This window comes from Streptomyces sp. SID486, from assembly GCF_009865385.1.
Taxonomy (GTDB): domain Bacteria; phylum Actinomycetota; class Actinomycetes; order Streptomycetales; family Streptomycetaceae; genus Streptomyces.
Map to the genome: position 1 here is coordinate 1 of NZ_WWJT01000235.1, position 8,416 is coordinate 8,416.

Below are 8,416 nucleotides of genomic sequence, written 5' to 3' on the forward strand. Positions count from 1 at the left end.
CTGCTGCCACAGCGTGTAGTCGGCGTACTGCGCCGGCAGCGGCTCGAAGGCGGGACGCTCCCCGCGGGCACGGGTGGTGTACGCGGTGCTCAGGTCCCGCATCAGCGGCTGGTAGGACCAGCCGTCCGACACGATGTGGTGCATCACCACGAGCAGCACGTGGTCGCGCTCGCCCAGGCTGAACAGACGGGCCCGCACGGGCAGGTCACCGGACAGGTCGAACGTCCGCGCCGCCTCGGCCGCCAGCAGCCCCGCGACCGTCGCCTCGTCCGCCGCCGTGACCGGCAGCCCGACCCGTACCGTGTCCGCGGGCAGCACCCGCTGGTGGGTCCGGCCGCCCTCCGTGCCGAAGACCGTGCGCAGGCTCTCGTGCCGGCCCACCACGTCGGTGAACGCCGCCTCCAGCGCCCGCACGTCCAGCGCGCCCCGGATCCGCACGCTCAGCGGGATGTTGTACGTCGCCGAGGGGCCCTCCAGCTGGTCCAGGAACCACAGCCGCTGCTGGGCCGCCGACAGCGGCAGCAGCCGGGGCCGCTCCTCGGCGGCCGTCAGCTCCGGGCGCCCGGACCGGCCGCCGCCGGATGTGACGTACTCGGCGAGCAGGGCCACCGTCGGGTGCTTGAAGAACTCCCGCAGGGTGAGCTGGACGTCGAACGTGCTGCGGACCCGGCTGACCAGGCGGGTGGCGAGCAGGGAGTGGCCGCCGGCGGTGAAGAAGTCGTCGTCGATGCCGACCGAGGGCAGACCCAGGGCGTGCGCGAACAGACCGCTCAGCACCTCCTCGACACCGTTGCGTGCCGTCCGGCCGTTCGCCGCGGTCCCGGCGGCGGGCGCGGGCAGCGCACGCCGGTCCAGCTTGCCGTTGGGGGTCAGGGGCAGCGCGCCGAGCGGGACGATCGCCGACGGCACCATGTACTCGACCAGTTCCCGGCCGGCGTACCGCGCCAGCTCGGCGGTGTCGACGACACCCTCCACGGCCGGGACGACGTACGCCACCAGGCGCTTGTCGCCGGGGCGGTCCTCGCGGACGATCACCGCGGCCTGGTTCACGGACGGGTGGCCGGTCAGCACCGTCTCGATCTCGCCCGGCTCGATGCGGTTGCCGCGCAGCTTGATCTGCTGGTCGGCACGGCCCTGGAAGACGATCTCGCCGTGCTCGTTCCAGGCGGCGAGGTCACCGGTGCGGTACATGCGGCTGCCGGCCGGACCGTAGGGGTCGGCGGTGAAGCGCTCGGCGGTGGTGCCCGGGCGGCGGCTGTAGCCCTGCGCCAGGTGGGGTCCGGCGACGTAGAGTTCCCCGGTCTCGCCGGGGGCGGTGTGGCGCAGGCCGGCGTCCAGGACGTACATCGCCGTGTTGGCCATCGGGACGCCCAGGTGGAGGCGGTCCAGGGTGCGCACCTCGGGGGTGAACGCCTGGTAGCTGCAGAAGACGGTGGCCTCGGTCGGGCCGTAGACGTGCACGACCGTGGTGTCCGGGCAGTGGCCGAGGACCTTGCGCAGGGCGGTCGCCGACAGGACGTCGCCGCCGGTCCAGATCTCCCGCAGCCGGGCCAGGCTCTCGACGGCCTCGCCGGCCATGGCGTCGAAGAGGGCGGTCGTGAAGTAGGCGGCGGTCGCGTCGTGCCGGGCGACGGCCTCGCCCAGCTCACCGATGTCGATCTTCGGCGAGGACAGGACGACGGCCAGCCCGCCGCGCAGCAGCGGCACCCACAGCTCGTACGTCGAGGAGTCGAAGGCCAGCGGCGAGTAGGCGAGGACCCGCTGGTGGGCCTCGGTGCCGAAGCCGGGGTCCAGGGCCAGCTCCACCACGTTGCGGTGGGTGTTGACGACGCCCTTGGGAGTGCCGGTGGAGCCGGAGGTGAACATCACGTACAGCGCCTGGTCGGGGTGGACCGCCACGCGGGGCGCGGGCGCGGGGTCGTACGAGAGCAGGCTCGCGTCGCTCACCCGGAGCACGCCGCGTCCCTGCGCGAAGGAGGTCTCCTCCGCGGCCTGCCGGTCCGTCACCAGGAGCACGGCGGCGGTGTTGTCGAGGATCCAGCTCTGCCGCTCGGCGCGCTGGCGCGGGTCCAGCGGGACGTACACACCGCCGGCCTTGAGGACGGCCAGCACGGTGACGACGTAGGCGAGGGACCGGTCGAAGAGCAGGCCGACCGCGTCCGCGGGAGCGACGCCGGCCGCGATCAGCCGGTGCGCCAGGGCGTCGGAGGCCGCGTCCAGCTCCCGGTAGGTGAGTTCGCGCGCTCCGCTCACCAGGGCGACCGCGTCCGGGGTGCGGGCGGCCTGCGCGGCGAACAGCTCGTGCAGGGCACCGACGGGGAGGTCCACCGCCGTGTCGTTGTACGCGGCGATGTGCGCGGGCACGCCGTCGGCGCCCGTGGAGAGAGCCGGTTCGGCTTGCTGCTGGGACATCTCGACACCTTCTCGGGAAGCTCGGTTGGCTGGTCTCGCGGCGGGCCGGGAGACCGACGGAGCCACGACGTGTTCGGAACGGGCGGTGCTGGATGGTTCGGGTGCCTCGGGGAGGTCAGGCGGCCGGCAGCAGGACGTCCTTCGCGTCCAGCGCGTCCACCCGGTACTTGCCGACCGCGCTGATCAGCAGCCGCAGCTCCAGCGCGATGCTCTCGACGAGCCGGACGAGCCCGTCCTCGGCGTCCTCGTCGACCGCCAGCAGGGCGGCCCGGCCCAGTCCGACGGCGTGGGCGCCGAGCGCCAGGGCCTTGACGGCCCGGGTTCCCTCCCACATCCGGCCGCTCGCCAGCAGGCAGTTGCCGGTGCGGCCGATCCGGGTCAGGCACTCGCCGAGCGGGAGTCCGACCTGGCCGAGGAACCCGCTGGGCGCCCAGGCGGTGCCGCCCTCGGCGCCGTCGACCGTGACGGAGTCCGCGCCGGCCGCCCACGCGGTGGCCGCCGCGAGCGCGACGTCGCGGCCGGGGTGGAGCTTCACCCACACCTTCACCCGCGGGAAGTTGTTGCGCATCAGCCGGATCTGCTGGCGCAGGATCTCCTCGGTGAAGGTGCCGGGGCTGCTGATCCGCAGCACGCGCTCACTGCCGGCGCCGAGCACCTCGTCGGTGGCGTACTGCTCGGCGATCCGCCCGGCGGCCTCCCGGTCCAGGACGGTCAGCCCGCCCAGCCCCGGCTTGGCGCCCTGGCCGACCTTCAGCTCGAAGGCCAGCCGCCCGGAGGCCAGCAGGGGTTCGCTCACGGGGTCGCTGTAGACGAGGTTCCACACCTCGGCGTCGGCGTCCTCGGTGGACTGCTGGACGACGACACCGCCGAACGCCTCGTTGCCGGCGTCCGCGGCGGCCGTGGTGTACGCGGAGATCCGGCCGAGCAGCGGCGAGACCTGGGCGTCGGCGGCGGCGCGGTAGCCGTTGACCGGGACGACGTTCTCTCCGATGACCATCGGCACGCCCAGCCGGCCCGCCTGCCGGCCGGCCGCCTCACCGAGGTCGCGGCTGGCGACCTGGGTGGAGCCGAACGCCGACACGTACAGCGGCAGCCGGGAGGCGAACCCGCCGATCACGGTGTCCAGGTCGACGTCGGTGTACAGCGGTTCGCGGGCCAGCTCGATCAGCTTCTTCAGCCGCTCGGGCATGAACACCGGCGGCACGATCCGGGCCCGCTCCAGCAGGTCGCCGGCGTCCTGCCCGGCCGGGACGGCGCCGAGGAGGCCGGTGCCGTAGCCCTCCAGGGCGGGGAAGGCGGCCGCGGCGCCGTGCCGGGCCCGGTGCCGCACCTGTTCCTCGGGGAAGCCGGAGGCGCTCAGTACGGCGCTCATGCCGACACCACTCCCGGGAGCTTCGGGTAGGCGCTGGCCTCCCACGCCGCGGTGCGGCCGGCGACGTAGCGGGTGAAGCGCTCCAGGCCGATGCCGAAGCCGGAGCTGGCGGGGATGCCGCGCCGGGCCAGGTCCAGGTACCAGCCGTACTTGGCCGGGTTCTCGCCCGTCTCCCGCATCCGGGTCACCAGGGCCGCGTAGTCGTACTCCCGCTCGCTGCCGCTGGCCAGTTCGCCGTAGCCCTCGGGGGCGATCAGGTCGAAGTTGCGCAGGACGCCGGGCTGCTGCGGGTCCTCGCGGTCGTAGAAGCCGCGCGAGCCCTTGGGGTAGTCGACCACGAAGAACGGCCGGCTGCTCTTGGCGGAGATGATCTCCTCGCCCTGCCAGTCGATCTCGGCGCCCGGGTCCTGCGGGTGGCCCAGCGCCACCAGGTCGGCGGTCGCCTCCTTGTGGGTCGTCCGGCCGAAGAGCCCCTGGACCACCTCGCGGAACGCGTCCGTGTCCCGGCCCAGCAGCTCCAGGTCGCCCGGCAGGGTGCGCACCACCTCGTCGACGACGTGGGCCACCAGCTGCTCGGCGACCTCCATCGCGTCCTCCCGGCGGGCGTCGCGTATCTCCACGTCGATCTGGTGGAACTCGGCGAGGTGGCGGTGCGTGACCGCGGTCTCCAGCGGTTCGAGACGGACGTTCGGCGCGATGTAGAAGATCTTGTCGAAGGCGAGCAGGGACGCCTGCTTGTACAGGATCGCGCTGGTCATCAGCTTGTACTTGTGGCCGTAGAAGTCGACGTCGACCTGCTTGGAACCACGGATGCCCGGGTCGGTGACCGGACCGATCACCGGCGGCAGCAGCTCCTGGAAGCCGCGCCCGGTCAGGAAGGCGCGGGTCGCGGCCAGCATGCGGGACTGGATCCGCAGGGTGGCGCGGGTGCTCTCCCGCACCAGGTGCTGGTCCGGCGAGGACGGGAACGCGGGCGTGCTGGTCATGCTGCTACCTCCTGGGTATGAGGGGTGTCGTGGCGGCGCTGCACGAACGACAGCGCGTCGTACAGGCCCGTCGCCGTCAGCCGCCGGCCGCGCCGCGAGACGCGGCCGATGGGCATCGCGCCGATCTCCGTCCACACGAGCCGGCCCTCGCGGTCGATGGTGCTCCGGGAGCGGCCCGCGTTGTCGGGGTGCAGGCAGTAGGGGACGTCGAGGAGACCGCGGGCGAACGCCTTCAGCAGCGCCCGGCCGAGATCCGCGTCCTGTTCGAGCACGGCGTCCACGAGGGCGCGGGCCTCCGCGTAGACGGGGCTGTCGGCGCGGCCGGCAGGCGGGGCGGCCGCCGTGACGTGCCGGGCGGCGGCCCGGGAGGCGACGCGCAGTGCCTCGATGTTCTCGTCCACCGTCGGGATCCGGTGCGACTCGGCCGTCGTCTTCACGATCAGCCGGGCGGCGCCCGTCTCCACCGCCAGTTCGGCGGAGCGTTCGAGCAGGTCCAGGGCGCCGCGCCGGGTGCCGGGGTACAGGCCCATGTAGGTGTAGAGGACGATGTGCCAGTCGGTGTCGGGCAGCAGCTCGCCGGCCAGCCGGCGCAGTGCGTGCACCGCCTCACGGTCCTGGGCGGGGCTGGTCTGCTGGGCGTAGCTGAGCGAGATGCTGCGCAGCCCCGCCCGGTGGAAGAACAGCGCCTCCAGCGCGCTGATCGCGACCAGCAGCCCCGGCGGGCAGAGCTGGCCGAGCATGCAGCCGCCGAACGTCTCCAGGTGCGGCTCCGCGCCGGTCGCCCGCAGCGCCGCCAGTGCCTCGCAGCTCTCCTGCCAGTTGCGCACCGAGTCCAGCAGCGGGGTGCGCCCGTAGGGCAGGCAGTACGACACCGGGCCGCCCTCGGTGGCGTCCAGGCCGATCCGGCCCAGCGCGGCGATGATGCCCTGGGGGCGGGCCGAGCCGTGCCGCACCTGCACCGGGAAGCCGGCGTCGCGTACGCCGTCCAGCATCCAGGCCGAGGTGTGCGGGCTGTAGGAGGTGATCGGGAAGCCGTTGAGCGGGACCCCCTCGTGCAGCGCCCGGACCGCCGAGGGTTCGTCACCCACCCGCGTGTAGCTGTCGATGGTGACGGTGCCGACGACCGCGTCCGTCGCTCCCTTGGTGGCCAGCAGGCCGGCCCGCATCAGCGCCGGGTCCGAGAACCCCATCCGCGGCTGCACCACGAGCGCCCCGCGGGCCTGCGCCTCGGCGACGAAACGGCCGAAGGACGGCGGGCGCCGGTGCAGGGTGCTCCCCGTGCCGGCCGGGTCCGTCCCGCCGGCCGGGGGCACCGGGCCGGCCGGGTCCGCCCCGCTCACCGTGTCACCGCCAGCGAACCGACGAAGGACTCGAAGGCGGCGATGCCGGTCCCGTCCTGGAACACCGCGTCGAAGCCGGCCCGCATCAGCTCGGCGGCCTGCTCCTCGTCACCACCGCCGACGCCGAGCTTGCCGCCGATGACCGACGGCAGGCCCGCCAGCTCCCAGCGGGACCTGACCGCCTCGATGAGCGGCCGGGCGTCGTTGAAGCCGTGCCCGTTGACACTGCTGACGACCAGCAGGTCCGGTTCGAATTTGCAGCAGGATTCCACGATTTCGTCCTGGGGGACGCACGGGCCCAGGTTGACGACCTTGTGCCCGAGGTCTTCGAGCAGCAGTTGGATGAATACGAGATTCCAGGTGTGCGCATCGGACGGCAGTCCGGTAACGACGACGTCCAGCGGCCCGGATCGAGGGCGCTCCGCCCGTTCCACAGCCTTCATTGTTCGCTTCGTCCACATCATGGGGTGACAGGGGAGAAAGAGACTCCGGCGGTCCCGGAACTTCCTTTCGGACATCACCGTAGATTCGCGCCGCCGCCGTTTCCGGCGTCCCCGGCGGCAACCGACAGGCAGGCGTGCAGCAGTTGGCGGCCGGCTGCCGCCGCCGGTCTCCCCGGGGTCCGACACTGGGTCGCACGACACCCGAACGAGGAGTGAGGACATGACGGACACGCTGGAGGACGTGCTGGACCGGGCGCGCGCGGGGATCGACCGGAGCGAGGCGCTGGGGGAAGCCCAAGTGGCTGTTCTGGAGGCGGCGTTGAGCCTCGTACGGGCGAGCCGGCCACCGCTCGCGCAGGCTCCTTCGGAGCACGCGGAGCTGCTGCGCGAGGCGCTCGCCTCGGTCCGCGCGGCCACCGTCGCCACCGGTATCGCGGTCACCCGCGCGCACCGCGGCCCGGTTGCCGCACAACTGCCCGGCCTCCTGCCTGGCAAGGCGCCGGCGCGGGTCTAGCGTTTTTCCCACAAACCGACTTCGCAGAGGTGGACACCATGGCTACGAATCCGTTCGAGGACGCCGAAGGCCGCTACGTCGTGCTGGTCAACGACGAGGGCCAGCATTCCCTGTGGCCCGCCCGTATCGAGCAGCCGGCCGGCTGGGAACTCGTGAAGGAAGAGAGCGGAAAGCAGGAATGCATGGAATTCATCGAGGCCAACTGGACGGACATGCGCCCGCGTTCCGTCGTGGCGGCGCTGGCGGGCTGACGACCGTGAAGGGCCGGGCGGGCTGGAGGATTCCAGCCCGCCCGGCCCTTTCCCTGTCCGGTCAGCCCGCGGCGGAGACCACGCACCACTCCAGCACCGCCATAGCGGCCGTCATCTTGTGGTACGCCTGCCGCCAGGCGACACTGCGGCGCCCGTCCAGCACCGCGTCGGTGACCTCCTGGCCGCGCACGGCGGGCAGGTCGTGCAGGAACACGACGTCCGGGCCGCCGAACCGGTCGAGGAAGGCGTCGTCGATCCGGAAGCCCTCGAAGTCCCGCAGCCACTCGGGGTCGGCCTTGGGCACGCCCATCGTCTGCCAGCGGCTGGTGTACACCGCGTCGACCGGTCCCTCGACGTCGTCGGGGCTGGTGATCTGGGTGACCGCGGCCTTGCCGCCGGCCAGCTCGTCGGCGAGGTCCAGCTTGTCCTTCGGCACCTCGTAGCCGCTCGGGCACAGCAGGGTCAGCCGCAGGCCCGGGGTGAGCGCCGTGGCCAGCGCGAGGGCGGCACCGGAGCTGTTGCCCTCACCGACGGCGAGGAGATGCAGCCCGTCCAGCGAGCCGAACCGCTCCGTCAGCGTGGCCAGGTCCGCGATCGCCTGGGTGGGGTGCTCGTCCAGGCTCAGCGCGTTGACGACGGCCAGTTCCGGGCTGCTGCCGAGCCGCCGTATCTCCTCCACGTCACCGTTGGTGCGCACCACCAGCGCGTCCAGGTACTGGCCGAGCACACGGGAGGTGTCCTCGACGGTCTCGCCGGTGGACAGCTGCAGCTCGTTCGGGCCGTACGTGATGACGTCGGCGCCCAGCCGGGTCGCCGCGCTCCAGAACGACGTACGGGTGCGGGTCGAGGACTTGCGGAAGTAGACGCCGACCTGCTTGCCGTCGAGCGACCGGCGATCGACACCCTCGCGGCCGAAGAACACGGCCCGCCGCACGATCCGGTCCAGCTCGGCGGGGGTCAGGTCGGCGAGGGAGATGAGGTTGCGCATGGGTGGGGTGCCTTTCGTGGAGAAGGGTTCGGTACGGGGGCGACGCGGATGCGTGGGGGAGGGGCGTCAGGGGGTGCAGCGGTTCGGGGCCGGGGGCGGCGAGGGGCTTC

At 72.9% G+C, this 8,416-nt stretch carries 8 protein-coding genes; 2 read left to right on the forward strand and 6 right to left on the reverse strand.

What is annotated here, in order from left to right:
• From GT045_RS11955 to GT045_RS11975, 5 genes are all read right to left on the reverse strand, one after another.
• A partial coding sequence (locus GT045_RS11955; RefSeq protein ID WP_161334137.1) for a non-ribosomal peptide synthetase occupies nucleotides 1–2,412 on the reverse strand: 2,412 nt, incomplete at its 3' end.
• 115 nt (nucleotides 2,413–2,527) lie between these two features.
• Entirely contained in the window at nucleotides 2,528–3,784 is a 1,257-nt protein-coding gene (locus GT045_RS11960; RefSeq protein WP_161334138.1) for a glutamate synthase-related protein, read from the reverse strand.
• Nucleotides 3,781–4,770 (reverse strand): asparagine synthetase A, encoded by a 990-nt coding sequence (locus GT045_RS11965; protein ID WP_161334139.1) that lies wholly within the window; start codon nucleotides 4,768–4,770, stop codon nucleotides 3,781–3,783. The genes GT045_RS11960 and GT045_RS11965 overlap by 4 nt, the downstream gene beginning before the upstream one ends.
• On the reverse strand, nucleotides 4,767–6,038 hold the full coding sequence (locus tag GT045_RS11970; RefSeq protein ID WP_161289459.1) for a methylaspartate mutase: 1,272 nt from the start codon (nucleotides 6,036–6,038) through the stop codon (nucleotides 4,767–4,769). Before GT045_RS11970 ends, GT045_RS11965 begins: the two co-directional genes overlap by 4 nt.
• Before the next feature lie 68 nt (nucleotides 6,039–6,106).
• A complete protein-coding gene (locus GT045_RS11975; protein WP_202515398.1) occupies nucleotides 6,107–6,553 on the reverse strand; it encodes a cobalamin-dependent protein in 447 nt (148 codons plus the stop codon).
• 220 nt (nucleotides 6,554–6,773) lie between these two features.
• Here GT045_RS11975 and GT045_RS11980 point away from each other — a divergent pair, with 220 nt between their 5' ends.
• Nucleotides 6,774–7,067, forward strand: coding sequence for a hypothetical protein (locus tag GT045_RS11980; RefSeq protein ID WP_161289455.1), 294 nt, complete (start codon nucleotides 6,774–6,776; stop codon nucleotides 7,065–7,067).
• A gap of 38 nt (nucleotides 7,068–7,105) precedes the next feature.
• Complete coding sequence (locus GT045_RS11985) at nucleotides 7,106–7,318, forward strand: MbtH family protein (RefSeq protein WP_031169024.1); 213 nt, start codon at nucleotides 7,106–7,108, stop codon at nucleotides 7,316–7,318.
• A gap of 61 nt (nucleotides 7,319–7,379) precedes the next feature.
• Here the strand turns inward: GT045_RS11985 and GT045_RS11990 are convergent, their stop codons facing one another.
• Nucleotides 7,380–8,306, reverse strand: a complete 927-nt coding sequence (locus GT045_RS11990) for an ornithine carbamoyltransferase (RefSeq protein ID WP_161334140.1) — start codon at nucleotides 8,304–8,306, stop codon at nucleotides 7,380–7,382.
• Nucleotides 8,307–8,416 lie beyond the last annotated feature (110 nt).